The sequence below is a fragment of the Flavobacterium hungaricum genome (assembly GCF_015182285.1).
Taxonomy (GTDB): Bacteria; Bacteroidota; Bacteroidia; order Flavobacteriales; family Flavobacteriaceae; genus Flavobacterium; species Flavobacterium hungaricum.
In genome coordinates, this window is record NZ_PRDM01000001.1 from 1241883 (window position 1) to 1266513 (window position 24631).

Sequence of the window (24631 nt, forward strand, 5' to 3'; positions counted from 1 at the left end):
AACTGCGTCAAAATATTACGATTCGTTGTAAATCATTTCAGAAACATCTAAAATATCTTTTTCAAAAGACAGCTGCAATACAGTTCCGTTATTGTTTTCTACAGAAAAAGCACCTTCCAGATCTTCACTTAAGCCTTGTATCAAACTCATTCCAAAAGAATTATTTTGATCTGCTGTAGTTGGAATCCCTATTCCGTTGTCCCGTATGGTCAGAAGATAATGATTCGTTTCGGTTGCAGCAAGCGAGATCGAAATTAATCCTTTCTGATCATCCGGAAAAGCATATTTTATGGCGTTGGTAACCGCTTCATTAATAATCAATCCAAGCGGAATGGCCTGTGTTACTTCTAATTCCAGTTCTTCAATTTCGACAGCAAAGCGAATACGCTGTTTTAAATTAAATGCATCTCTTAAATATTCGACCAATTCATGAATGTAAATCGGCATGTTTATAGAAGCAATATTCTCAGACATATACAACTTCTGGTGAATGAGCGACATGGCATGAATTCTGTGCTGACTGCTTTTTATGGTAGAAAGGGCCAGATCATCTTCTATAAATTCGGTCTGAGAGTTTAGTAAACTCATGACCGTCTGCAGATTGTTTTTGACTCTGTGATGAATCTCTTTCATCAGCCATTCTTTTTCTAACAGTAAATTTTGAAGATTTTTATTCTGCAGACTGATTTCTTTTTCTTTCAGTTCTAATTTTCTGTTGTTTTTTTGTTTTAACTGATAATGATTGTAGAATAACCCAATAATTACAAAAAGCAGCAGAATAATCCCCACAGAAAAATTGATTAAAAGCCTGGATTTATCCAATTTGCTCTGCTGCAATTTGCTTTGTCCTTCCAGTTTTTTAATGTTTTCTTCTTTGTTCAGTGTCTCGTATTCAACCTTTAATTCTTCAATTTTCTTGTTTTTAGAAATATCATACAACGAGTCTTTTATCCTGGAATAATTCTGATAATGAACGATTGAAGAATTGTAATCTCCATTTGTAGAATCGATTTTAAATAAAGATAATTCCAAATCTATAAATTCCGGTTTGTGGTTGGCCTGTTTACCTAACTCAAAAGCTTTGTCGGCGTACCTTTTTGCTTTGGCAACATTTCCTTTTTCTGCATAAAAAAGCGACATTCTAGAATATCCAAATAGTATTGGTAAAGCGGTTTGCTGCGAAAATAGATGCTGTGCCTTTTGATCCATTTGGATGAAAAATTTTTCTGCTTCGGCAGTATTACGCATTTCGCGAAAAGTAGAGGCTTTAGCAAAAGACAGAAAAAATTCATCCAGACTATTATTTGGAGGATAAGTATCGGTCAGCTTTATGTATTTCAGTGCTTCAGAATATCTTTTTTCCTCACAAAGTGCATCAATAATGAGGTACAAACTTTTATGCCAGCTCCCGCTGTTAATGCTTCGCTTTCGGTTATCAAAGCTCTTTTTGAATAATTTAAGCGCTTCATCATTATGTTCCATGTAGCCGTACGTATTTCCCAGATGCAGGTAGAAATTATCAGCACAAATGTAATCACGAGTTGTTTCGGCTGTTTTGACACTTTCGATAGCATAATAAAGAGCCTTTTTGGTATCGCTTCTTAAGGTGTAAATAAACGTAAGCGGCGCAGTAGTATAATGTGTATGTTTAAAACCTATTTTTTTCTGCATCTCATAAACTGCCAAAAGTTCTTTTTCTGCAAGATCAAGATCGCCGGACCAGAAATGTATTGTCAAAATCTTCATTAAGATTTCAATCTCCAATTCTTTTTCATTCAGTGATTTATAAAGTAATCGCGCTTCCGCTAAGTTTTTTTCTTTGTCCGGGTCATCAATTGCGAGATAAGATCCTTTAGCATGCAGCGCTTCCGCTAAAGCTTTTTTATCATTTGCTTTTCTATTTTCGTTAACCACAGTCGAAAAAATCTTTTTGCTTTCTACCAGATTTCCGGCTTTTGCATAATATTTTGCCAAAAGTATTCTGCTTTGATTTTGCCATTTTAAATCGCCAAGTAGCTTACTGGCTTCAAGAGCTTGCTTACTATACAAAAAGGCATTTTGAAGATCTTCTTTTTTCTCGCTGGGCAGAAACAAATAATGACTCCCCAAATACAATAATAACTTTATGCGTTCTGTTTTTTCCAGTTTAGAAAGTACTTTCAGCGCACCTGTTATATTATTTTGATCCACCATTTCGCTCCCCGGTACTGGTTTTCCATCATTAAATCCTTCGTCATAAGAAAATGAAACAGGAACTTTATTAGCGGCACAAGTCAAAACCATCGCGCTGTCGATATTTACAGCTCCCTGATTGACAGAAAATAAATACATTCCGGTTGTTTTAATGAGCAGTCTGTTTTTTTTGACATCATAGTTTTCAGTGCCATTTTTGGTTTGGCTATAGCTGTGAAACGTAAGAACCATAAAAAAACTCAAAAGATAAATTGTCTTCATTTTTGGATATAAATTGTCGTGGTAAGAAAGTGTTAAAATAGAACTTAAATCCGCATTTTCAAAATATCATTTTCACTTTTTTACTATTAAAGTTTTATGTGTAAATAACTGATAATCAATGTTGTTTTTGATTTGTTCTCAAAGATATTGGCTTAAAAATACTATACTGATAAAACAAGTCGATTTAAATGATTTTTTTCTTTCTTAATTAAATGTTTTATTAACATTTTTCTTAATTTTAATGTCGCAACCACCTTATTCCCGTTTAAAATATATAGTATGGAATTTCAAAATAATACCGAAAATAAAAAAATGAAAATACTTATTGTTGAAGATCAATTTATTGAAGCTAATGATTTACGATTTATTCTTCAAAAAGCAGATTATCAAGTAATGGGTGTTGCAAAATCCGTATCTCAAGCTTTAGAAGCGATCGCAATAGAAAAACCAGATTTAGTTTTTTTAGACATTCGATTAAAAGGAAAAGAAACCGGAATTGATCTGGCTAAAGAGTTAAATAAGAATCATATAGGGTTTATCTATTTGTCCGCTAATTCAAACAAATCCATATTAGAAGAAGCCAAGAAAACCCATCCTTATGGTTTTATAGTAAAACCTTTTAGACCAAAAGATGTTTTAATCACTTTAGAAATAGCTTGTTACCGTCATAAACATTCGATTGAGTCACATTCGCAGGAAGAAAATATAGTGAGAGAAGGTATAGAAGCCATTAGTCAATCTTCTGTAAAATGGGAAACTGCCTTATTGCAGCTCGCGCAGGTACTGCAGACTTATATTCCGTTTGATTACGTCCGCGCTGGATTTATTCAGGACGATCTTAATCCGATTGGACTGCTGCGGAAAAATTTTGACAATTACGAAATTATCGATGCAGCTAAATTTTCTAAAATTACAGGAAAGACCAAACAAGAATTATTTGATTTAAAAGAAAAATCTCCAAAACTAGAGTTTCCAAAGATTTATGAAGGAGATTCGTTCACAGAAATATTTCAAAATTCGCTTATTAAAAGAATGATTGTACAGTCTTTTGGCCTTAAATCATTTATAGCTTTCCCTGTTCGGATTGAAGATCAAGGCGTATTTAATTTTTTCTTTTTCTGTAGAAATTCAAATTGCTTTACAAATGAACATTTAGCGTTTTTAACAAAATTAGAGACCACATTTGCAGCCTTTGTTTCCGCAATGAATACGCATAAAAGAGCCGTAGTCAGCACCAATGCAATTGCCCCAAAGCAGGCTCCGGCTACGGTCAAAGAAAATGCCCCTGAATTTTGTTCGATGATTGGGAGCAGTAAAAAAATACTCACTGTTTTTGATCATATTCAAAAAGTAGCGCATTCTGAAACCTCTGTTTTAATATTGGGCGAAAGCGGTACGGGTAAAGAAAAAGTAGCGCAGAGCATTCATCAGCTGTCGCCGAGAAAAAACAAACCTTTAGTGGTGATCAATTGCGGTGCAGTTCCGGATAATCTGGCAGAATCACTTTTCTTTGGCCACGAAAAAGGTTCTTTTACAGGAGCATTAGAAAAACGAATCGGAAAATTTGAAGCGGCTGACGGCGGTACCATCTTTCTGGATGAAATTGGCGAAATGCCGATGCTCATGCAGATTAAATTACTGCGGGTTTTACAAGAAAAAGAAATCGAAAGAGTAGGAGGCACTCTGCCTATAAAAGTGAATGTCCGCATCATAGCGGCAACCAACCGAAATCTGGAAGAAGAAATTGCTGCCGGACGTTTTAGACTTGATTTGTATTACAGACTTCATGTATTCCCGATAACTGTACCGTCACTTAGAGAAAGAAGAGAAGATATTCCCGCATTGGTATCTCATTTTATAAATACATTCAGCGCGTCATTAGGCAAAAAAGCGGCGCAGATTTCGGATCATGCACTGCAGCAAATGGAAAATTATGAATGGCCTGGAAATATAAGAGAATTAGAACATATCGTGCAAAGGGCTATTTTGCTCAATGGAGATTCTATAATAAATGAAGTGCCATTGCCGGGTATTTCTAAAAATGAAGGAGAAGAAAAAACACAGGAATTTTTGATTCAGAGTATTCACGAAAACGAACGCGATTACATTACCTATATTCTAAAAAGATGTAAAGGAAAAATATCAGGTAAAGGCGGTGCTGCAGAGATTTTAAATATTCCGGCTTCTACTTTATATTCTAAAATGAAAAAGCTGGGCGTAAACAGTTTAAATCAATAAAGAAAAATAAAAAGTCAGTTTACTTTTTTATAAAAGAACACACTGATTAAACAGGTCTGCTATCGCAAAACGCGGATAAAAATGGATTTATGTATTAAAAAAATCCGTTTTTATCCGCGTCTTTTTTGAAAACGAATCCGTCTAATCCGCGTCAAAATAGAGTTAATACGTTATATCCAGCGGATAATTTTATTTATTTAAAAGATAATAATCCAAAGAAAATTTTCCGGGTCCGACAATCATGATATACAGAAAACAAACGCTGTACATAAACGGAACATCTTTTACAGCTATTGGATCCTGAAAATGTACGAGGAAATAACCCGTTAAGGTAACTGCCAAAATAGGCAGCGTCGCAATTTTTGTAAATAATCCCGCAGCTATAAACAACGGCATAATAATATTGGCGACTATAGCAAAAGCCTGGTTTAAAAATTCGGGTAATCCCAAAGGATTCGGCACGGTCTCAGCCATGGTGACCCCGATTCCGATTTTTTTTAAACCATGAGCAATCAACAGCTCAAACGAAATGGCCGCTCTAAAACAAAGCAAAGCAAAATGTCTCAAATTACGATTTGAGCACATATAGGAGAGAAAGTGTTCTTTCATACTTAATTTTTTTGATAGCCGCCATAATAATTTACAGGACTCCAATCGGGTAAAGCTTTAGGAATTACAGGCGCAAATTTCAAGAATTCGCCTGCGCCGTAAACTGCTTTTCCGTCCAGAATCGTTAAATGAGAAGAAATGTCTTTAATTTTTTCGGCTTCAATCGTCAGGTAATCATCAGAAAGTATGGCGAGATCTGCGAGATAACCGGCTTTAATGGTTCCTCTGTCTTTTTCCTGTCGAATTAAGGAAGCACTGCCTTGTGTATAAATCTTCAAAGCCGTGATTCTGTCCAATTGGTTTTCGGGTGCCGTAAATTCAATGCCGCCAAGAGATTTCCCAGTCACAAGCCAATACAAACCTACCCACGGATTGTAGCTGGCAACCCGCGTACCATCTGTGCCGCCGCCGACTTTTATTCCTAAATCAAGCATTTTGCGAATGGGCGGTGCATTTAAAGCCGCTTTTTTTCCGTAACGCGAAATAAAAGTTTCCGCCTGATACGCCATACGATGCTGAATAGCAATGCCGCCGCCCAATTTTTTTATTCGCATAACGCTTTCATCAGACACTGTTTCTGCATGATCAAAGAACCAAACCAAATCTTTTAACGGCGTTTCTTTATTGACTTCTTCAATTACATTCAAAAACCGGACAATACTTTCGTCATAAGTAGCATGCAGACGGAAAGGCCAGCGGTTTTGAATCAAAGTTCTGATTACGTTTTTCAATTGATTTTCCATTACAGGCAGTAATTCTGGACGCGGTTTGGTGAAATTCTCAAAATCTCCTCCAGAAGCCACGAGATTTTCACCGCCACCCTGAACATAATATTCTGTTGGTTTATCGTCATGAACATGTGCGTCAATATCGACCATCGAAATCCATTTGTTGTAGTCTTCCAATTCTTTTCCCGGCCGTTGTGCAAAAAGATAATAAGGCAGGCGAACCGTAAGCTGCTTTATTTTTGAAAGTGAATCTGTAATGGCATAATCGTCCGGGAAATTTTGAAAACCGCCTCCTGCATCCATAACACTGGTTACGCCTAATGAATTTAATTCGGACATAAATAATTGGGTCGAATTTACTTTTTCTAAAGCCGTTAATTCAGGAAGTTTCGCCAAAGTAGCATACAATATAAAGGCATTGGGTTCTGCGACCAAAAGTCCAGTCGGCTGACCAAAACGATCTTTTTGAATTAAGCCGCCAGTTGGGTTTGGTGTGTCTTCGTTAATCCCTAATTTTTTAATTCCTGCCTGGTTTAAATAGGCTTCTCCATAAAGGTTTAAAATAAATGCCGGCGTGTTTCCTGCCGCTTCGTTGATTTCGGCCAGCGTAGGTTTTCTTTTTTCTTCAAATTGATATTCAGTCCAGCCGCCCACAACGCGCACCCATTGACCTTGCGGTGTTCTTTGAGCTTGTTCTTTTAATAATTCTAATGCTCGGGCTAAAGTTTTTACACCGTCCCAGCGCAATTCAGTAGTATAAAAACGACCGCCACGAATGACGTGAAGATGCGAATCATATAAACCTGGGATAACCGTTTTTCCTTTTGCATCAATTGTAATTGTTTTGCTGGATTTATATTTTAAAACCTGATCATTTGTACCAACAGCAGTAATGATATCCTTACTTATGGCTATCGCCTCAGCTTGAGGCGCCACATCATTCAAAGTAATCACTTTAGCATTAATAATAATAAGAGAAGCTTTTTTCTGTGCCGCTGCAATAAAAGACGAGCCAACAAAACAAAACACAATGAGAAACTTAGTAAGTGTAGTCATATTTATAAAATTAAAACCAGAGACTTGCGCCTCTGGTTGGTATATTTGGTTTTAGTGTTTGATTACTGCTCGTGCGTATTGAATTCCAATTCCATACGCACCGCCGTATTTCACAATTAAGTCGGTTACAGATTTGTAGGTTTCGCTTCTGGCCCAGTCACGCTGTAATTCTAAAATATATTGAAGAGACGTGATAGGTCTTGCACCTGCCTGTACCATGCGGGTTACAGCCATTTCGTGTGCTTCTTTAGAGACATCACCGCTAGCATCTGTTAGTACATAAACCGTATAGCCTTCGTTTATAGCAGATAATACAGGGCCTACGATACAAACGCTTGTCCATAAACCGCCCATTACCAAAGTCTTTTTGCCTTTGGCTGCGATCGCTTTCTGAGCATTAGTATCTTCCCAGCAATTCATCGTTGTACGATCGATATAATTTGAAGATGCTTTTGGATAAAACTCCTGTACTTCTGGAAAAACCGGACCGCTAAAAGTGGTTTCTGCCACTGTAGTCACAACTGTAGGGACATTAAAAATTTTTGTTGTTCCGGCTACTAATCCCGCATTGTTTCGCAGTAATTCTGGATCAATATTTTTAGTTGCAAATGCCATTTGACTCTGATAATCAATCATAACCAAAGTATGATTGGTTGGATTCAATAAACTTGGACTTGGTTTTTGTGCCGATACACTTAATGAGATTAGGATTAAAACGGCAGTGAAGAGATTTTTTTTCATGATTTATTGTTTAATGATTAGTATTTATTTTGACGTTTCGGCGGCAGCACGAATGATAACTTCAGCTACAGCTTTTGCCTGAGAAACATATACGGCATGACTTGCTTTTATTTCGGTTATTTTAGCATTGGCTCTTTTTGCCATAAAACGCGCGCCTTCATTCGGTACTGTCTGATCGTCTGTTGCAACAATGTACCAGGATGGTTTTGTTTTCCATGCCGCTTTGCTCACGGTCGCACCAAAGGCAGATGCTGCGATTGGAACTTGTGAATCATAAAGAAAAGCTGCTTTTTCTTTGCTTAAATCAGCACAAAATCCAGAATGGAACTTTGCTTTTCCGTACCAGATAAAACCATCGGCAGACGGCGGTTCAATACCCGAGTTTGGAGTTGGCGGCCCCGATTGCACCAATTGCAATAATGTTTCTCCTGCATCGGGTACAAAGGCGGCAATGTAAACCAGACCTACTACTTTGTCAGAGTTGCCGGCTTCTGTAATGATGGCGCCTCCGTATGAATGGCCTACAAGCAGGATTGGCCCGTCCAGGCGGTCAATACTGCGTTTGGCTGCAGCTACATCTTCAGGAAACGATGTGTTCGGGTTAGCGGCAATACTTACATTAAAACCTTTCTTGGTTAAAATTTTATAAACCTCTTCCCATCCAGAACCATCAGCAAAGGCGCCGTGCACGAGTACAATATTTTTGACCTGCTTTTGGGCAGATAAAATAGTTACCGACATGATAATTAATAAGGACAGCAGTATTTTCTTTAATACTGTTCCTTGATTTCTTTTTAATTGAAATACTTCTTTCATCGATTTAAAATTTGAATTATTTTTCAGTTACGTTATTATCATAGGAAAGAGCCAATTATCAAGCCTTTTGTGCCAAGTATTGATTTTAAAGGGTTTTGTAGTTTTTTAGCTTCATTGTTTGACGAAATAAAAAGAGTTTGAAATCTATTTCGCCGATATACCGTAAAAACTTCATTTTGATGTTGTAATGAATTGATTTACAGTTTTTATAAGGCGATTGGTGAAATATTTAAGAAAGGAAAAATTGTTATTGATTCGGGAAAATAGGACTAACCAATGCCTTTCTTTTTAGCAGAAATTTGGCAGGTTATAAGAATCAGATTTTCAATTTTCAAATTCGAGGTTTGGTTTTATATAATGCCTTTTCAAAATAAAAACAGCATCCGTTAGATGCTATTAAAGTGTATTACTATGAAAAACGATGTTTATTACAAAACGTTAAAGATTAACGGCTTGGACATTTTTTACCGTCAGGCGGGGAGTCCAGAAAAACCAACACTATTATTACTGCACGGATTTCCTTCTTCATCGCACATGTTTAGGAATTTGATTGACTTGCTTTCGGATTCCTTTTATCTCATTGCACCGGATTATCCTGGATTTGGACAAAGCAGTGCGCCTAGGACAAACGAATTTGAATATACATTTCATAATTTGTCTGTCATTATAGAAGCTTTTATAGAGGAGCTGGGGCTTCAAAAGATTAATTTTTATATTCAGGATTACGGAGGTCCCATTGCATTTAGAATAGCATCACGCAGACCTGAGTGGGTAAATTCTTTTATAATTCAAAATGCAAACGCTTATCTGGAAGGACTTGGCGAAGCACTTGCGCCGCTGGCCGCTTATATCGAAAGTGACAGCGAAGAAGCAGAGCAGGGAGCCAGAACATTTTTACAATTAGAAGCCACGAAATGGACGTATCTTGACGGCGCTTCAGAGCCTGAAAAAATCAGTCCAGACAGTTATTCTTTAGACCAATTTTATTTAGACAGGCCGGGAAACGATTTAATTCAATTGGCATTATTTCGCGATTATGGCAGTAATATAGCATTGTATCCCGATTGGCAGCAGTATTTAAAGACGCAGCAGCCAAAAGCGGTGATTATCTGGGGCAGCAATGATAAAATGTTTGTTAAAGCTGGAGGACAGGCCTATAATAAAGATTTACCGAATGCCGTTATCCATCAGCTGGAAGGAGGGCATTTTCTTTTGGAAGAACACAGTAAAACCGCTGCCCAAATAATTAAAGAGTTTATTGAAAGATAAAAGTAGTATATTAGAATTGCAAAATAAATATAACCCAAACCGTATGATTACTTATAAAAAAACGTTATTAGCTGTTGCCTGCACGCTGTTTTTAGTTTCGTGTACCAATAAAAATACCAGCGAAAATAAAACCGAAGATCTTGCTGCGTATTTAAAAGACAGCACATCAGGAATAAAAACAGGTGGAGTAAAGGTAGTCCAGATCAGCACGCCGAAAGGAAAATTTAATGTCTGGACGAAAAGAATCGGAAATAATCCAAAAATCAAATTATTGCTGCTAAACGGCGGGCCAGGAGCAACGCACGAGTATTTTGAATGTATGGAAAGTTTCCTGCCTTCAGAAGGAATTGAATTTATTTATTATGATCAATTAGGATGCGGGAATTCGGATAATCCAAATGATCCTTCACTTTGGGATTTACCGCGTTTTGTAGAAGAAGTAGAGCAGGTGCGCCAGGCACTAAAACTAAATAAAGACAATTTTTATTTATTGGGGCATTCCTGGGGCGGTATTTTAGCATCGCAATACGCCCTTAAATACCAGCAAAATCTAAAAGGGCTGATCATTTCGAATATGATGATGAGTGCCATAGAATATGATAAATATGCAGACGAAGTGCTGGCCAAACAAATGGATCCGAAAGTTTTGGCCAGAATAAGAGAAATCGAAAAGAATAAAGATTTTGAAAATCCTGAATATATGGAGCTTCTGATCCCTAATTTTTATTCTAAACATATTTTGCGTCTGGATGCGAGTCAATGGCCGGAACCTGTTAACCGATCTTTTGCAAAAATCAATCAATCACTTTATGTTACCATGCAGGGACCAAGCGAATTTGGTCTTTCGGGCAAACTTGAAAAATGGGACATTACCAAAGAACTGTCCAAAATTACCGTTCCGACCTTATCAATTGGAGGTAAATACGACACTATGGATCCCGAACATATGAAGTGGATCGCGACGCAGGTTAAAAATGGAACTTATTTATACTGCGAAAAAGGCAGTCATATGAGTATGTATGATGATCAGGAAACTTATATGAAAGGCTTGATTAAGTTTCTAAAAGACACCTCAAAATAATAGAATTTCAACCAACAGGTTAGAATTAAAAACAGATTTACTGCCCCCAAAAAGTGAGATACGATTTGGGGGCATTTTTATAGAAAGTTTTCTTTTCTGGTGATTATTATTCAAAGTATGCCGCGGATATGGGAATTATGTAACTCGGAATTATGGCATATAAGTAAATTTGAGAGACTTTAATTGAGCAGTATGAGTTATAAAAACATTTTATTGGTAGATGATGATATTGATGATGCAGAAATTTTTAAAATGGCTGTAGAAAGTATCGATTCTAAAATCAAAATTGTGATTGAAGATAATGCTTTGAAGTCACTTAATAAGTTAAAAGCGGCAAGCAAACTTCCAGAAATTATATTTTTGGACTATTACATGCCTTATCTCGACGGAAGTGAATTTCTTAAACTGATTCGGGAGGTAAAAGGGCTTAAAAAAATTCCTGTAGTACTCTATTCAGGACAATCCGGAGCTAAGATAAAAGAGGTCATAAAAAAGTTCAAGGACGTGCAGTTTTTGGAAAAGAAAGCTAATTTCAGAGATATTGTCGATTCCTTAAAAGAGATTATTAATTCGTAATTTCTTTTTCATAAATCAATTTCTTTTAGAAAAATGCCTTATTTGACTGCAAGACAGCGATTTTTTTGAAGTCATGTTTTGCTTTTAAAACGCGCCATTACTCCGTTATGATCCGTATATTTGGAATAGTAAAAAAAATAAGCCATTTATGAAGAAAATAGGATTTTTATCATTTGGGCATTGGTCAAATAATCCATCATACAAAACTCGTACGGCAGCAGATACCCTGCTTCAATCCATCGATTTGGCTGTGGCTGCAGAAGAAATAGGCATCGACGGCGCTTATTTTCGCGTGCATCATTTTGCGCAGCAGCTGGCATCGCCATTTCCGCTGTTATCCGCAATTGGCGCGAAAACCAGTAAAATTGAGATCGGAACGGGCGTAATTGACATGAGGTACGAAAACCCTTTGTATATGGTAGAAGATGCCGGTGCCGCCGATTTGATATCGGAAGGACGGTTACAGCTGGGAATAAGCAGAGGATCACCGGAACAGGTTATTGATGGCTGGAATTACTTTGGTTATGCGCCTGATCAGGATGAAACCGATGCCGATATGGGACGCAAAAAAGCTTTGGATTTTTTGGAAGGACTGAAAGGCGAGGGGTTTGCAGAACCCAATCCGTATCCTATGTTTCCAAATCCGCCGGGATTGCTGCGCATAGAACCGCATTCTGAAGGATTAAGGGAAAGAATCTGGTGGGGAGCAGCCTCGAATGCAACGGCCGTCTGGGCAGCAGAAAATGGTATGCACCTGCAGAGTTCTACGCTTAAGTACGACGAAAACGGGAAACCATTTCATGTGCAGCAAGCTGAGCAGATCAGGTTGTACAAAGAGGCTTGGAAAAACGCTGGACATCAACGTGAAGCAAGAGTTTCGGTAAGTCGTTCTATTTTTGCCATTGTCAACGATCAGGATCGCTATTACTTTGGAGGCCAAGGAAAAGGAGCCGATAGTTTTGGTTATATTGAACAAGATAAAAGAGCAGTCTTTGGAAAAAGTTACGCTGCAGAACCAGATAAGCTGATCAAGGAACTGGCTGAGGACGAAGCGATTCAGGAAGCCGATACACTATTGCTGACCATTCCTAATACATTAGGAGTTGATTATAATATACATCTGTTATCTTCTATTTTAGAACACGTTGCTCCAGAATTGGGCTGGCGTTAAATTTTAAATTATCCTGTTGGATGTAATTATGTACCTTTTCCAGCAGTTTTAGAACCCAGATAAAGCAGATTGCTTTTACAATCATGATTGGTATAGACGGCGGATTTATACGGATTTAGGCGTAAGGTCAAAATCCGTGTAAACTGCGTCACAATATTTTTAGAATTTAAAAAGGCGGATAAGGTCGCTGATCTTTGTTTTAATACTTTGATTGTTAATTAAATATGTGTTAAAAATTTTCGTTCCTTTTACTATAAGTTAGAACTTTATGGAACTGTTTAATTTAAAGGAAGAGAATTATGGAAACGCAAATTATTGATCTGGAAAAAAAATATTGGCAGGGAATGGAACAACACGATTACGATACAGTAAAAAACCTCACTCGTTTTCCTTGTATCATAGCGGGTAAAAATGGAGTTCAAAGTGTAGAGGAAGACAGTTTCAAAAAAATGTTTGAATCGGGAGAAGGCGATAAAATAAAAGTTGTAAATATAGCTGCTGTTCAAACGGAATTACTAGCAGAAAACAGCGCTGTAATAGCGTACTCGATAGAATTGAAAGTACTGGACGATAAGCAAAATCCTCCCATGAAATGTGCCTGCACATCTACCTGGATCAAAGAAAATGATAAATGGCTTTGTGCACTGCATACCGAAGTCGAATTGCAATGAGGAAATAAATCATAAAAAAAGCCTGAAAAGTTTACTTCTCAGGCTTTTTTTGATACTTTTTACCAGCGTACAAAGTGTTGCTATTTTTTACCCATTAATAGTAAGGCAACTCCAAAACCCAATCCTGCAAATAATGCCAGACCTAGATTTTGTGTTGTTTTTGAGGGCGGATTTCCATAAACTCGCAGCGGCTCTTTAGAATTTGCCAAAACATTTCCAGCGTTATCCTCTTTATTATGATTAAGTTTCATTTTCATTCGGACAGCAGCTGATGCCGCATTAATAACCGTCTTCGGAAATAATCTGTAGGTATTTGTAAATGCCGATGCCTTGAAATCCGGAAAAAGGTCTTTCTGCGGACGTTTTGCCAGATCTACCATCTTAGCGGCCGTATTTCTGGGATCAGATGCAATAAAAGGAATTTTCATATCAAAACCAGAATATTTGGCTGAATGCAAATTACCTGTCGAATTTTGCAGCTGCGGGTATAAATCGCAAATGTGAATATGGCTTCGGTTAGAAATTTCGCCTTGAAGGCATTCCATCATGCCTCTTATCCCAAATTTGCTGGCAGAATATACTGCACTGTAAGGTGCAGGCATAAAGCCTCCAATAGAGATGTTATTGATTAAAATACCTTGATTTTGTTTTTTAAAGATTTTAATAGCATTGTAAGCTCCATGCATATACCCAAACAAATTGGTTTTAAGTACCTGATGATGAATTTCTAATGGAATTTCTTCGAATTTTCCGCTTGCCATTACGCCGGCATTATTTACCCAGATATCAATTTTTCCGAATATTGACAGCGCTTCTTCAGAGACTTTCTCAACTTCTTCAGCATTGGACATATCTGCATATAAACCCAGAGCCAGCACATCTAAGCTTCTACAAAAATCTACTACTTCATCAATACCTTGATGTCCGCGGGCAACAGCCACGACATTACATCCTTCAGCGGCAAAGGCTTCTGCAGCCGCTCTGCCGACCCCGCTGCTGGCGCCGGTTATAACAACAGTTTTTCCTTTAAGACTGCTGTTGCGTATTTTACTATTTTCCATTTGTTATCCTTTTTTGATTTATATATAATTGTTCAAACAGCATTTTATATTTGCTGTTAAACAGAGCTATTTATTCTCTTAATTAAAGATTCTAACTGCAATTTAAGGTTTAATGTACTATTGCGTGTTATAGCATAAGAGCTGATATTTATAGGATTAGGCTTTGTAATGTACTTTTGCAGAGGAATATTTTTGCGTAGAAATGACCACACAAAAAACAGCACTATCATAATGAAAGGATTTTATCATTTTGAAACGAATATTTTACTTGACAGTTTTAGAAACTGATTTGTAAACTGCAGACAAATAATTAGTTATAATAAAAAACAGCTTAAAACAGCCGTTGGGTATGTATTTTGAAAATTGGATTTCGTGTTTTACCCAGCTATTGTACGTATCAATAGTAGTAACTTGAAATACGGTTTGTTTATATGAAAACGAGATATATCGATCTATTCTTATCGAAAAAAGGTTTAGAAATAAGTACTTTATCTGAAAGTACAGCTTTCAATACAATTGAGCCTCCAATATTAGAATCCCATTCTGATTTTAATATCAAAATTGCCGCTCCAGACGATGTTTATCTCATAAAAGAGATCAGCGAAGAAACGGCTGCGGCAGCTGCTTTGCGAGGAACAGGCATTTCTGGACGACCGCCGGAATATTTAGCAGAAAAAATAAAAAATGGTGATGCAGTAATTGCATTAGCTGCAGACGGTTCTTGGGCAGGTTTTTCGTTTATTTCGTCTTGGGATCAAGATCGTTACGTTTCCAATTCAGGATTAATAGTAGCGGCGCGATTCAGGCATACAGGTCTGGCAAGAAAGATCAAAGAAAAAATTTTTGAGTTAAGCCGTCAAAAATATCCTGATGCGTACATTTTCAGTCTCACTTCTGGTCTGCCTGTAATGAAGATGAACCACGAACTTGGTTTTGAACCCGTCACTTATTCGGAACTCCCGTCTGATGAAAACTTTTGGAAAAGCTGTCAATCTTGTGTAAACTGTGCCGTTCTAGAGAGTAAAAACCGAAAAAACTGTTTGTGTACAGCAATGCGTTATGAACCTCAGAATATGAAATGATTGAAATAGAAAAGGCTTTAATTTCTATTCTAAAGAAACTTCTAAAATCCTTGTTTTTTAACCTTTTATGATGTTTACATTGACTTTATGTTACGTCATGTCCTGTCGTTGTTTGATCTGCCCGATATGGTGTTAAGTTTCTATTACCGATGAAAAAACGATTCTGAATTTGTATATGTTTGTTTTGTGAAGTACTATTTTAAACTTTAATAAGCAAAATAAATGGAAATCTTACGTTTTTTTAAAAAGAAACAGAAACAGCAGTTCGTCTCCGAAACTGATTTTACAGCCAATCAAGGCATACAATTTAGAACTGCAATAGAGGCACTTGTAACGCTTCGCGATGCAGGAGTAGAAGAGGAGGATGCGTTAAAGATAGAGTACTTTTTTTATACGAATACATTAGAAAAAGCACAAAAACTAGAACAGGAAATCCAGAAAATGAATTACACAGTTAATCATACTGCAGCGTCTCATGATAAACGGCTTTTTGTGATTTCAGGCAGTACTACAGCGATCAAAATGATGCATGAAACTTTGAGTAAATGGGTGGGAGAAATGTGCGAATTGGGATACGAACATGATTGCAGTTTTGAAAACTGGAAAATTGTTTCTCTTTCAAAATAAAAAAGCGGTCTTTTTTATCTAATAGTAATGATTGGTGTATCAAGTTTATAAAAAAGTAAAAACGAATGAAAACAATCCAGTTCAGGACCGATGACTTGGTACAATATACCGTTATCGTTTCGCACATTACCTGTCTTTTTCCAGCTGATGAATCTTTAGGAACGTGGATTTATCTTAGTTGCGGCACAAGACTAAAGGCGATGCTTGATTTTGAAACAGTATGGGAGATGATCGGTCTTTCGTAATAACGAAATTGGGATTAATTGTTTAGAAATAAAACCGTAAAAAGAAAGCTAAAACAAAAGTTTTAGCTTTCTTAGTAATAAAGATTTGCAACCATTTACAACCACTTTATAAATGATTAATTAATCTGTTGTTATAAATTTATTTATAATGAATGCTTAATTGTAATAGTTTTAAAAATAACAACAGTGTCAAATTAAAACATATTTTCCGTACTTACGAATACACCAAGTCCTTTTGTTAGCCTGGCATTTTAACTCGAAATAAGCGGAGTTATTACATCAAAGAGTCTGTAAATAAATGTTATAAAGCGTCCCAAGTGGCACTTGGGTAGTAAATAGAACTCGTTACAGGAGACGTCCAATAACTTTGACTGCCGCCGCGGAAAGTATGCAGGCTGACAGCATTGACATTTCGTTTAGCATCATTCGTTACCCAGCGAATTTTTTGGTTCAATATTTCCGTACCATTTACGTAATATTTCACATATCCATCGGTATTTGATCCCGTATTTAACTTAACAGATATTTGACAGTTATATGTAACACCTTCTTGAATGTAATATTTTTTTCCAAAATCATTGCCGTATTGTCCCGGCTGATCTTTGTAATAAACGTAAGGCTGCAGATACGCTCCGCTTCCTTTGGCAGTATTAGATCCATTAGGACAGTACCACATAAAGCGCGCACTGCCGCCGTTGCCGTCCCATCCTGGATCACCGCCCGTATTTTGATCGCCAATGAGTATACCGTAGCCGCATTTACCGCCTCTGCTCCAGTAAAAACCATTGTTAAATTTCATCGTAAACCAAACCGTATAAACACCCGTTGACCAAACGCCGTACGATGTACACAAACCGCCAGGGCAGGATAAGGTATTGGTTTGTAATGTAATTGTACGAGCTCCTGTGCTTCCTTTTGCCGTAGAGCTGTTGTCTAATGCTCCGCCGGCAGTAATGGTATCTTTGCCGGCAATTTGCTGTGTGTCTTTGTTAACAGCTTTTGACACGTCTAAATCTTGTTCCTTTTCGCAGGAATAAAACACTAATGCTAAAGTAAATAGCACACTGGTTAATTTTAAGAATTTTTTCATTTTTAAAATTTTGAGGTTAGTAAATAATTAATAGTTAGTAAAAAATAGATAGTGGTTACATCATTGAGTACTGAATCAGGAATTCTCATCAATACCATTTGAATATCTAGGTTCGTTACCCGATTAAAAGTAACCTTACAAAGTTGCCCAATAATAATTTACTAGAGGAGTGTAAAAGTCCGTTTTTACGTACGTAAAAATTCAGATTCTGTTTATTTCCAAAAAAACAAAACCCAAAAAACAAAACCCAAAAAACAAAAACCAAAACGGAAAACCCAAAATCCAAAAACCAAAATGCAAAATCCAAAAACCAACACCCAACACCCCCAAACTCAACACCTAACTCTTAACCCTTAACCCTTAAGTCCTAACTCCTAACTCCTAACTCCTAACTCTTAACTCTTAACCCCTAACCCTTAACTCTTAACCCTTAACTCTTAACCCTTAACTCTTAACCCCCAACAATACCAGAATATTCAAATTCTTCTAAAAACTGGACTATTCAGCAGTTCGTAATTCAAACTACCTTTGATAGGCTGATAGAATTACAAAATCGGCAGTAATTTTTAAAAAGTTTAACCAATAAATCCAATTTAAAAATGTCAAAATTTCATCTCAATATTCAGGAATTAGTTCAGGGCGAGTTTGTATTAAACAAGGTTAACATCGCGTTTGTATTTCAAGTTAACTGCCCAGGCTGTTTTATTTATGGGATTCCCATCATCAATAATCTTTACAAATCATTTAGCAAGAATGTTGGTTTTATTGGAGTAGCGACGGCTTTTGAAGACTTTGAATATAATAATGAAGCCAACCTGAAACTCTTACTGCATGACGGTACACTAGTTGGAGCGACCAAAAACTATTACAATACCAATTACGGACTGTCTGTTTATCCCGAAAAAATAATCTTTCCTGCCGCTTTTGATACCGTCGTATCTTCAGAACAATTTATAAATTCCAATAAAATAGCTCTTATAACCGATATCATAAAGAATATTCCAAACTCTTCTGAGCAGGAAAAAGAGGCTTTAGGCGAGAAAGTCAAAGCATATTACTCTGGAATGCCTCTAATAGCAGAAACGTTTACCCTTAATCAATTACAAGGCACCCCTTCATTTATTATTTTCGATGATCATTATTCGATTTTAGGACATCATTTTGGTCATATTAATGAAGAAGTCTTAAAAAATAAATTAGAACATCTTTTGAAGTAATTTTAATCTTTACGTTAAAATTAATTTCTTGAAAAGATAAAATGATACAGATATAAAAATGAATATATTATTTGTACATTCAAACTTTGTTTCACAAGTTTTTGATCTAATGCAGGAAAAATGAAAGATTTTGAAAAAGAAAAAATGCTCGCTGCTCAAGAAGCCGTAAAATTCATTGAGTCTGATATGATTGTCGGTTTAGGAACTGGTTCGACAGCTTTTTATGCCATTAATGAAATTGGGAAATTAGTCAAAAATGGATTCAAAATAAAAGCAGTTGCAACTTCTAATGAAAGCGCGGCTCTTGCAGCATCATTGAATATTGATGTAATAGATATAAATGCTGTAGATTCAATTGATATAACAATTGACGGTGCTGATGAATTTACTTCTGAATTTCTGATGATTAAAGGAGGAGGAGGGGCATTGTTTCGAGAAAAGGTTGTTGCTGCGATGACAAAGAAAGAAATTATTATTGCCGATTCTTCCAAAAAAGTAGCGGTACTCGGAAAATTTAAGGTTCCTGTTGAAGTAGTGCCATTTGCATACCAGTATGTTTTACGCCAGCTTGCGGTTATTAATGGAAAAGGGACGGTAAGAATGAAAAACGATACCCAGTACCTGACAGATCAGGGAAATTTTATTATTGATGCAGATTTTGGTTTAATCAGCGATCCAAAAGCTTTAGCCGCTAAATTAAATGAAATCGAAGGAGTGGCCGCACATGGATTGTTCATCGGACTCACCCATACAATCATAATGGGAGAGCGTGATACAACGATCATTTTTAAGAAATAAACGGAACAGTTATTTAGTTCTTAAGCTCCTTAATTTTTTTCAGCAGCATCAGATTCTGGAAATCTTTTCATTATTAATGTTTTTAGTTTTTCCTGATTTTGGTCGCCCCATTGGCCCAAAGTACCTATTACCGGAATTAAACTCTCACCAAATTCGGTTAAGCTGTATTCTACTTTTGGCGGTACTACAGGATATATTTTTCTAGTAACAAGTTCATGTTCCTCTAATTCATTGAGCTGTATGTTTAAGACTCTGCGCGAAGCATCTGGAATTTTGCGCTGCAGTTCACTCGGTCTTTTATGGCCTTCATTAATAAACCAAAGTAAGCGTATCTTCCATTTACCGTACAATACTTCGCCTATCAGGTCAAGTCCGCAGTTTAAGTTTGGTTTTGTTTTTCTTTCGTACATATTGTAAAAGTACTAGTATGTCCCGATTTATGCAATAGGGGAATAATTTATCCCTATATGAATCGTAAGTCCGTACTTGTGAGAAAGTTCCTTAGTCCTGAAATTTGTACAAAACAAATTATGATGGAACAACTATTAAATTATCAAAACGAGTTATCAGGAAAAATTGCCTTGGTAACAGGAGGAACAAAAGGAGCCGGTAAGGCCATAGCAGCACGTTTAAAAAACGCAGGAGCTACAGTGATCATTAGCGCGAGAAACGAGCCAGAGAACCCCGATGCAGCTTTGCATTTCATCCCCGCAGACTTAAGTAAACCCGAAGCGGCCGCGGAAGTTGCAGCAACAATACTGGAAAAATTTGGAAGGCTCGATATTCTGGTCAATAACCTTGGAAGCTCTGAAACTCCTGGCGGCGGTTTTGCTGTTTTAACCAATACCGACTGGGAAGCAACTATACAAGCAAATTTACTAGCTCCAGTTCGGCTTGATCGGGCGTTTCTGCCTCAAATGCTCGAGAATAAAAGCGGTGTTATCATTCATATTGCTTCTATTCAAGGAAAATTACCCTTGTATGATTCGACTCTTCCGTATGCCGCTGCAAAAGCAGGACTAATTAATTATAGTAAAGGTTTGTCTAAAGAGGTTTCTTCAAAAGGAGTACGTGTTTTGACGGTTTCTCCCGGATGGATTATGACTGAATCTTCTGTACGAATGATAAAACGCATTTCTGAAAGCAGTAATGTCTCTCTTGACGATGCAGAAAAAAGCGTCATGAATGCTTTAGGAGGAATACCATACGGAAGACCTGCACAACCTGAAGAAGTTGCAGAATTTGTCGGATTTCTGGTTTCGCCCAGAGCTGGCTATCTCACAGGAACTGAGTATGTAATTGACGGAGGCACTATTCCAACAATCTAACAGATAGCTTTTTCGCTTAAATAATTTCAAGAAGTAATAACAATAAATAGATCAATTATGAATTTACCAGAAGTAATACAAGATTTAATAAAAGCGCAGAATGATTTTGACAGCGCCAATTTTGCCAATTGTTTTTCAGAAACTGCAATAGTATTTGATGAAGGGAAAAACTATACGGGTAAAACCGAAATACAAAACTGGATAGAAAAAGCATCCAAGGAATACAATGCAACAATGAAACCGATCAGTTTTGCAGGTGATGCAAAAGAGGGGAGTTTAAAGGCAGAAGTATCAGGAACTTTTCCAGGAAGTCCTTTAGTTCTTACGTATCACTTTCAATTGGAAGCACAACATATTCAAACCTTGAAAATCGATTAAATTTTAAGGTCGTTTTGTTTCCCGCATATTCCGAATAGAAAGAATAATACAGCGCAATTCTGATGCTGTATTATTCTTTTTATTTTCTCCCAATAATTCCAGCCGTTTTTTCTAGGGTTACAACCATTTCTCTTCAATTTTATAGTGAAGAACGAGAATTTCGATAACAGCAGATCTCAGTTTAGTTATTTATTAAATTTTCCCGCAAAATAAACCGATAAAATAGTGCGGCGTACTACTATTATTTAATTTTGTGATTCATGAATAACCAGCTTCTTTATAATAAATTATGATTAATAGATTTTCTGACAACAGCCAAATTGGAATCGCATGTTCTTTCTCTGAACTTGTACAGACTGATTTTAAAGGGGAAATGAATGCGTTGTGCTGGCACAGAAATTTGGAAGGAGATTTTAATGAAATTGTATCTCAGTTGTCTTTAGAAGAAAACATAACAGAAGTTTATCCGGAAGATTTAATCGCGCTGGAACTTTCAGAAAAAGGCAATATCGCAAGACAAGTTATCTTAAATGATTTGCAGTTATTAGCTGATTTTGGAGCTTCGCCTTCTCTTAATTTATTGAAGTGTTACGAACGTGATGAGGAGTTCGATTTCATATCGACCGATGTATATTCGTTTCATGTTGATCGTTCTCCTATTGCAACCGATACTTTTTTATGTACCTACCACGGAGCAGCAAGCGATATTATTTCTAATTCGCAGGCAAAGCAAAAAATTCTCATTCCAGAAATCCGAGCAAAACTAGAAGAGCTGTATGATGGACCGCCTGACGAATTCGAAGATTTTTTAAAAGAAAATTATTTTGATTTGCATTATCAGGCAGATGCAGACGCACAACCTATTAATTTAGGGAAGGGACATCTTTGGCGGCTGGCTGTCGATCATCCCAAACAACAAGTACTGCCTTGTATACATAGGGCACCAGTAGAAAATGAAGGGGAATATCGGCTGCTGCTAATCTGCTGATCTCATTGTTGGATAATGGTATTTTTTTATGCAAACAACGAAGCAGAATTTGTATCTAAATCTAAGAACAAAAAAAAAAACTGCTCTAAGCATAAGCATAGAGCAGTTTTTTAATAATCTCATGGATTATCTATTTTTTATCTTCCGCTTGAAGCAGTAATTTTTCCTAATTGAAGTCTGTAATCAGGTCTTTTTGCATTATTTATATCTACAAAAGTTTCCTTGTTATCAGTATGAGAATAAAGATTAGAGAAGATACTATTTCCGTACCAGTTTTCTAAGTCTGCATTTTCAGTTTTGTTTTCTGTAAAGATATTACCGCTGCACTGATTGAAAAACATTTCTTCGAATTTAATCTTCTTAAGATTTGCACCATTCACTTCAGTCTGGCTGTCTAATAAAACTGCAGGATTAAAGCCTGAAATTACACTTCTTTTCAATTCTAATGAAGTATTGTCAGCAACATAAACTGCTTCTTTAATTAAACCTTTCTCCATATCAGCCTTAATGTTTTCACTGTCATTAAGCATGGTAATGTTTGAAGCGGTAATAGAAGTAGATTTTTTAGTAAAATCAGTTTCGTTTTTCTTTTCGTATGCTCTTACTTCCAGACATCTAGAACCATCTTTGTTACTTGATAAATAAGAAGATCTTACAGCTAATGAATTGTACAAACGACCTTGAGTACCTTGAGTAAATTTAAAATCGTCATTGATTGATTTGTATGAAACTAATTGAGAAGCAGTAACTTCTCCGCCATAGAAAGCAAATGAATCACCGCCTGAATAACTTACCATGATGTTTTCCAAGATCGTTTTACTTCCTACACCTGCGATAGTTAAACCGTTAAAAGTATTTGTAGTTCCTTTTACTTTTTTTCCAGCAAATTCAATTCTGACAAACTTTAATATTCCAGAGTTACTTGCAGCATTAGTACCGCCATATACAGTAAGAGCAGGTTCAAGGTCCATGTTGTAAGAACCAGCGCTTCCAAATTTATTTATAGGTGCATCACCAAGAACTACGATACCTCCCCAGTCACCCGCTTTTTTCATGCTTTGGTTTGAGGTAAATATAATAGGATCTGTCTCTTGTCCCTGCGCCATGATTTGAGCACCTTTTGTAATTACAAGTGTTCCTTTTGTGCTGGCATCTCCAATAATTACGGTACCAGGTTCAATAGTAAGAACAGCATTGTTAGTTACATAAACATTACCTTGCAAGATGTATACATTCCTTTTAAGAAGTTTCGTATTTTCAGTAATATTTCCAGCTAAAATTTGATTGGCATCTCTTTGCTCAGTTTTATGAGGCTTAAATTCCGTCCAATTGTCCAGCCAGTTGCTGTAACCGATAATTCCTTTTTCTTGTTGTGCGTTGGCGCCGGCACCAGCCAGCAACAAACAAAGTAGTAAAGTAATTTTTTTCATAGTCTTGGGGCCTAATGATTATAAAATTTTTTAAACTTCAGAATAGAAACGTTATGCAATAAAATGGTATTTGTTTTTACGAATCAATCTTCAGAATCTAAAAGTAACAAATTAGAATAAAATAACCTAATATTTTTCTAACTGCTTTTTACAAAAATAGGTAAATAGTTGAGAGTTTACCTCCTTTTTAATGACATTTAACATTTTTATTAAACTGAGCTAACACCGCTGTTTATAGGAAAAACAGCTGTTTTTGAATGAATTTGTATTGATTTACAGTAAATTACTAAAATAAAATCATCCTTTAGTTTGATGTTAATTTTTTGATCCGCATGAAGCATTTATGACAAATATTTTATTTTTATGTTAATAAAAGTAATTGATTCTGTCAGATTTTAGTTACTTGTAATCGATAATTTCAAACAGCAGTTCGTACCTTTCGCCTAGTTTTTTCTTTAAGCACTGTTTACTTTTCTTAATTGCATCGATTGTTACACCTAATAGATTAGCCATTTCATAATTGCTTAAGTCTAATTTTTGGAGCATTATTATTTTGAGGTTGGATTCTTTTAATTCCGGAAAATTTTCAATTACAGAATCATAAAATGGACCATAAAGTTTTATAAATTCTCTTTTAAAGGCATTCCAGTTTTCGTCTGTCATTAAATGAGAACTCAGGATTTCCCGAAGTTTTATTTTTTCTTCTTCTGATTGTGCAGAAGCTGCGTTTTTAATTTCTTCGAGTTCATTTTCTAAAATCGAAATCTGTTTGTTTTTATTTTTTAGATATTCGGCATAAGTATCTATATTAGAACTGGCATCATTTAGTTTTTGCTCAAAAAGAATTCTGTCGTTTTCGAGTTTTTTTCTTTTGGCTCTTAATTTTTTATTGAGATAGAAATAAGCAATCAGGCTTAGTGAAATAGTGAGGATTAAAATGACAATAACGATTTTCTTTGTTTTTCGGCTTATAAAAT

Annotated in this window: 24 protein-coding genes; 14 read left to right on the forward strand and 10 right to left on the reverse strand. The window is 36.3% G+C overall.

The window, feature by feature from the left end; all coding sequences use genetic code 11:
* Positions 1 to 15 precede the first annotated feature (15 nt).
* Complete coding sequence (locus tag C4F50_RS05365; protein ID WP_193845384.1) at positions 16 to 2454, reverse strand: sensor histidine kinase; 2439 nt, start codon at positions 2452 to 2454, stop codon at positions 16 to 18.
* A gap of 279 nt (positions 2455 to 2733) precedes the next feature.
* On the opposite strand from C4F50_RS05365, the gene C4F50_RS05370 reads away from it, so the two are divergent.
* Positions 2734 to 4692, forward strand: coding sequence for a sigma 54-interacting response regulator (locus C4F50_RS05370; protein ID WP_193845385.1), 1959 nt, complete (start codon positions 2734 to 2736; stop codon positions 4690 to 4692).
* A 189-nt stretch (positions 4693 to 4881) separates the two neighbouring features.
* Here C4F50_RS05370 and C4F50_RS05375 read toward each other — a convergent pair whose 3' ends face one another.
* Genes C4F50_RS05375 through C4F50_RS05390 form a run of 4 tightly spaced genes read right to left on the reverse strand, consistent with a single transcriptional unit; the run spans position 4882 to position 8642 of the window.
* Complete coding sequence (locus tag C4F50_RS05375) at positions 4882 to 5301, reverse strand: DoxX family protein (RefSeq protein ID WP_193845386.1); 420 nt, start codon at positions 5299 to 5301, stop codon at positions 4882 to 4884.
* Between the two features lie 2 nt (positions 5302 to 5303).
* Positions 5304 to 7085 (reverse strand): amidohydrolase, encoded by a 1782-nt coding sequence (locus C4F50_RS05380; protein WP_193845387.1) that lies wholly within the window; start codon positions 7083 to 7085, stop codon positions 5304 to 5306.
* Between the two features lie 51 nt (positions 7086 to 7136).
* Entirely contained in the window at positions 7137 to 7826 is a 690-nt protein-coding gene (locus C4F50_RS05385) for an isochorismatase family protein (RefSeq protein WP_193845388.1), read from the reverse strand.
* A gap of 24 nt (positions 7827 to 7850) precedes the next feature.
* On the reverse strand, positions 7851 to 8642 hold the full coding sequence (locus C4F50_RS05390) for an alpha/beta hydrolase (protein ID WP_193845389.1): 792 nt from the start codon (positions 8640 to 8642) through the stop codon (positions 7851 to 7853).
* A gap of 411 nt (positions 8643 to 9053) precedes the next feature.
* Between C4F50_RS05390 and C4F50_RS05395 the strand changes: the two genes are divergently transcribed.
* From C4F50_RS05395 to C4F50_RS05415, 5 genes are all read left to right on the forward strand, one after another.
* On the forward strand, positions 9054 to 9911 hold the full coding sequence (locus C4F50_RS05395) for an alpha/beta fold hydrolase (RefSeq protein WP_193845390.1): 858 nt from the start codon (positions 9054 to 9056) through the stop codon (positions 9909 to 9911).
* Between the two features lie 43 nt (positions 9912 to 9954).
* Positions 9955 to 10992 (forward strand): proline iminopeptidase-family hydrolase, encoded by a 1038-nt coding sequence (locus C4F50_RS05400; RefSeq protein ID WP_193845391.1) that lies wholly within the window; start codon positions 9955 to 9957, stop codon positions 10990 to 10992.
* A gap of 192 nt (positions 10993 to 11184) precedes the next feature.
* On the forward strand, positions 11185 to 11568 hold the full coding sequence (locus C4F50_RS05405) for a response regulator (protein ID WP_193845392.1): 384 nt from the start codon (positions 11185 to 11187) through the stop codon (positions 11566 to 11568).
* Between the two features lie 148 nt (positions 11569 to 11716).
* On the forward strand, positions 11717 to 12739 hold the full coding sequence (locus tag C4F50_RS05410) for an LLM class flavin-dependent oxidoreductase (protein WP_193845393.1): 1023 nt from the start codon (positions 11717 to 11719) through the stop codon (positions 12737 to 12739).
* A gap of 299 nt (positions 12740 to 13038) precedes the next feature.
* Complete coding sequence (locus tag C4F50_RS05415; protein ID WP_193845394.1) at positions 13039 to 13410, forward strand: nuclear transport factor 2 family protein; 372 nt, start codon at positions 13039 to 13041, stop codon at positions 13408 to 13410.
* Between the two features lie 80 nt (positions 13411 to 13490).
* Here the strand turns inward: C4F50_RS05415 and C4F50_RS05420 are convergent, their stop codons facing one another.
* Entirely contained in the window at positions 13491 to 14471 is a 981-nt protein-coding gene (locus C4F50_RS05420; RefSeq protein WP_193845395.1) for an SDR family NAD(P)-dependent oxidoreductase, read from the reverse strand.
* A 431-nt stretch (positions 14472 to 14902) separates the two neighbouring features.
* Between C4F50_RS05420 and C4F50_RS05425 the strand changes: the two genes are divergently transcribed.
* The 3 genes from C4F50_RS05425 (at position 14903) to C4F50_RS05435 (ending at position 16425) form a co-directional block, all read left to right on the forward strand.
* Positions 14903 to 15553 carry a GNAT family N-acetyltransferase gene (locus tag C4F50_RS05425; RefSeq protein ID WP_228011959.1) on the forward strand — a complete coding sequence of 217 codons (651 nt, stop codon included), beginning with the start codon at positions 14903 to 14905 and terminating at the stop codon, positions 15551 to 15553.
* 222 nt (positions 15554 to 15775) lie between these two features.
* Positions 15776 to 16180, forward strand: coding sequence for a ribonuclease E inhibitor RraB (locus C4F50_RS05430; RefSeq protein WP_193845396.1), 405 nt, complete (start codon positions 15776 to 15778; stop codon positions 16178 to 16180).
* A gap of 65 nt (positions 16181 to 16245) precedes the next feature.
* Positions 16246 to 16425, forward strand: coding sequence for a hypothetical protein (locus C4F50_RS05435; protein ID WP_193845397.1), 180 nt, complete (start codon positions 16246 to 16248; stop codon positions 16423 to 16425).
* 301 nt (positions 16426 to 16726) lie between these two features.
* Here the strand turns inward: C4F50_RS05435 and C4F50_RS05440 are convergent, their stop codons facing one another.
* A complete protein-coding gene (locus tag C4F50_RS05440; RefSeq protein ID WP_193845398.1) occupies positions 16727 to 17515 on the reverse strand; it encodes a polysaccharide lyase in 789 nt (262 codons plus the stop codon).
* Positions 17516 to 18114: 599 nt separating this feature from the next.
* On the opposite strand from C4F50_RS05440, the gene C4F50_RS05445 reads away from it, so the two are divergent.
* Together C4F50_RS05445 and rpiA are read left to right on the forward strand one after the other, a co-directional pair.
* On the forward strand, positions 18115 to 18732 hold the full coding sequence (locus tag C4F50_RS05445) for a hypothetical protein (RefSeq protein WP_193845399.1): 618 nt from the start codon (positions 18115 to 18117) through the stop codon (positions 18730 to 18732).
* A gap of 120 nt (positions 18733 to 18852) precedes the next feature.
* Complete coding sequence (rpiA, locus tag C4F50_RS05450; protein WP_193845400.1) at positions 18853 to 19530, forward strand: ribose-5-phosphate isomerase RpiA; 678 nt, start codon at positions 18853 to 18855, stop codon at positions 19528 to 19530.
* A gap of 29 nt (positions 19531 to 19559) precedes the next feature.
* On the opposite strand, the gene C4F50_RS05455 is transcribed toward rpiA, so the two are convergent.
* Positions 19560 to 19940, reverse strand: a complete 381-nt coding sequence (locus tag C4F50_RS05455) for a winged helix-turn-helix transcriptional regulator (RefSeq protein ID WP_193845401.1) — start codon at positions 19938 to 19940, stop codon at positions 19560 to 19562.
* A 123-nt stretch (positions 19941 to 20063) separates the two neighbouring features.
* On the opposite strand from C4F50_RS05455, the gene C4F50_RS05460 reads away from it, so the two are divergent.
* The 3 genes from C4F50_RS05460 (at position 20064) to C4F50_RS05470 (ending at position 22224) form a co-directional block, all read left to right on the forward strand.
* The gene (locus C4F50_RS05460) at positions 20064 to 20858 is read left to right on the forward strand and encodes an SDR family oxidoreductase (RefSeq protein ID WP_193845402.1); all 795 of its coding nucleotides are present in this window, start codon (positions 20064 to 20066) and stop codon (positions 20856 to 20858) included.
* A 57-nt stretch (positions 20859 to 20915) separates the two neighbouring features.
* A complete protein-coding gene (locus C4F50_RS05465) occupies positions 20916 to 21236 on the forward strand; it encodes a nuclear transport factor 2 family protein (protein WP_193845403.1) in 321 nt (106 codons plus the stop codon).
* Positions 21237 to 21525: 289 nt separating this feature from the next.
* A complete protein-coding gene (locus C4F50_RS05470) occupies positions 21526 to 22224 on the forward strand; it encodes a DUF1826 domain-containing protein (RefSeq protein ID WP_193845404.1) in 699 nt (232 codons plus the stop codon).
* 137 nt (positions 22225 to 22361) lie between these two features.
* On the opposite strand, the gene C4F50_RS05475 is transcribed toward C4F50_RS05470, so the two are convergent.
* Entirely contained in the window at positions 22362 to 23654 is a 1293-nt protein-coding gene (locus C4F50_RS05475) for a hypothetical protein (RefSeq protein WP_193845405.1), read from the reverse strand.
* Between the two features lie 399 nt (positions 23655 to 24053).
* Positions 24054 to 24317 (reverse strand): hypothetical protein, encoded by a 264-nt coding sequence (locus tag C4F50_RS05480; protein ID WP_193845406.1) that lies wholly within the window; start codon positions 24315 to 24317, stop codon positions 24054 to 24056.
* Positions 24318 to 24631 lie beyond the last annotated feature (314 nt).

Coding starts and splice junctions, on each gene's coding strand:
- C4F50_RS05455 (WP_193845401.1), bottom strand. CDS start 19,940: ATGTACGAAAGAAAAACAAAACCAAACTTAAACTGCGGACTTGACCTG.
- C4F50_RS05415 (WP_193845394.1), top strand. CDS start 13,039: ATGGAAACGCAAATTATTGATCTGGAAAAAAAATATTGGCAGGGAATG.
- C4F50_RS05390 (WP_193845389.1), bottom strand. CDS start 8,642: ATGAAAGAAGTATTTCAATTAAAAAGAAATCAAGGAACAGTATTAAAG.
- C4F50_RS05465 (WP_193845403.1), top strand. CDS start 20,916: ATGAATTTACCAGAAGTAATACAAGATTTAATAAAAGCGCAGAATGAT.
- C4F50_RS05410 (WP_193845393.1), top strand. CDS start 11,717: ATGAAGAAAATAGGATTTTTATCATTTGGGCATTGGTCAAATAATCCA.
- C4F50_RS05385 (WP_193845388.1), bottom strand. CDS start 7,826: ATGAAAAAAAATCTCTTCACTGCCGTTTTAATCCTAATCTCATTAAGT.
- C4F50_RS05475 (WP_193845405.1), bottom strand. CDS start 23,654: ATGAAAAAAATTACTTTACTACTTTGTTTGTTGCTGGCTGGTGCCGGC.
- C4F50_RS05400 (WP_193845391.1), top strand. CDS start 9,955: ATGATTACTTATAAAAAAACGTTATTAGCTGTTGCCTGCACGCTGTTT.
- C4F50_RS05395 (WP_193845390.1), top strand. CDS start 9,054: ATGAAAAACGATGTTTATTACAAAACGTTAAAGATTAACGGCTTGGAC.
- C4F50_RS05365 (WP_193845384.1), bottom strand. CDS start 2,454: ATGAAGACAATTTATCTTTTGAGTTTTTTTATGGTTCTTACGTTTCAC.
- C4F50_RS05380 (WP_193845387.1), bottom strand. CDS start 7,085: ATGACTACACTTACTAAGTTTCTCATTGTGTTTTGTTTTGTTGGCTCG.
- C4F50_RS05370 (WP_193845385.1), top strand. CDS start 2,734: ATGGAATTTCAAAATAATACCGAAAATAAAAAAATGAAAATACTTATT.
- C4F50_RS05440 (WP_193845398.1), bottom strand. CDS start 17,515: ATGAAAAAATTCTTAAAATTAACCAGTGTGCTATTTACTTTAGCATTA.
- C4F50_RS05470 (WP_193845404.1), top strand. CDS start 21,526: ATGATTAATAGATTTTCTGACAACAGCCAAATTGGAATCGCATGTTCT.
- C4F50_RS05480 (WP_193845406.1), bottom strand. CDS start 24,317: ATGACAGACGAAAACTGGAATGCCTTTAAAAGAGAATTTATAAAACTT.
- C4F50_RS05445 (WP_193845399.1), top strand. CDS start 18,115: ATGTCAAAATTTCATCTCAATATTCAGGAATTAGTTCAGGGCGAGTTT.
- C4F50_RS05435 (WP_193845397.1), top strand. CDS start 16,246: ATGAAAACAATCCAGTTCAGGACCGATGACTTGGTACAATATACCGTT.
- C4F50_RS05375 (WP_193845386.1), bottom strand. CDS start 5,301: ATGAAAGAACACTTTCTCTCCTATATGTGCTCAAATCGTAATTTGAGA.
- C4F50_RS05460 (WP_193845402.1), top strand. CDS start 20,064: ATGGAACAACTATTAAATTATCAAAACGAGTTATCAGGAAAAATTGCC.
- C4F50_RS05420 (WP_193845395.1), bottom strand. CDS start 14,471: ATGGAAAATAGTAAAATACGCAACAGCAGTCTTAAAGGAAAAACTGTT.
- C4F50_RS05405 (WP_193845392.1), top strand. CDS start 11,185: ATGAGTTATAAAAACATTTTATTGGTAGATGATGATATTGATGATGCA.
- rpiA (WP_193845400.1), top strand. CDS start 18,853: ATGAAAGATTTTGAAAAAGAAAAAATGCTCGCTGCTCAAGAAGCCGTA.
- C4F50_RS05425 (WP_228011959.1), top strand. CDS start 14,903: ATGAAAACGAGATATATCGATCTATTCTTATCGAAAAAAGGTTTAGAA.
- C4F50_RS05430 (WP_193845396.1), top strand. CDS start 15,776: ATGGAAATCTTACGTTTTTTTAAAAAGAAACAGAAACAGCAGTTCGTC.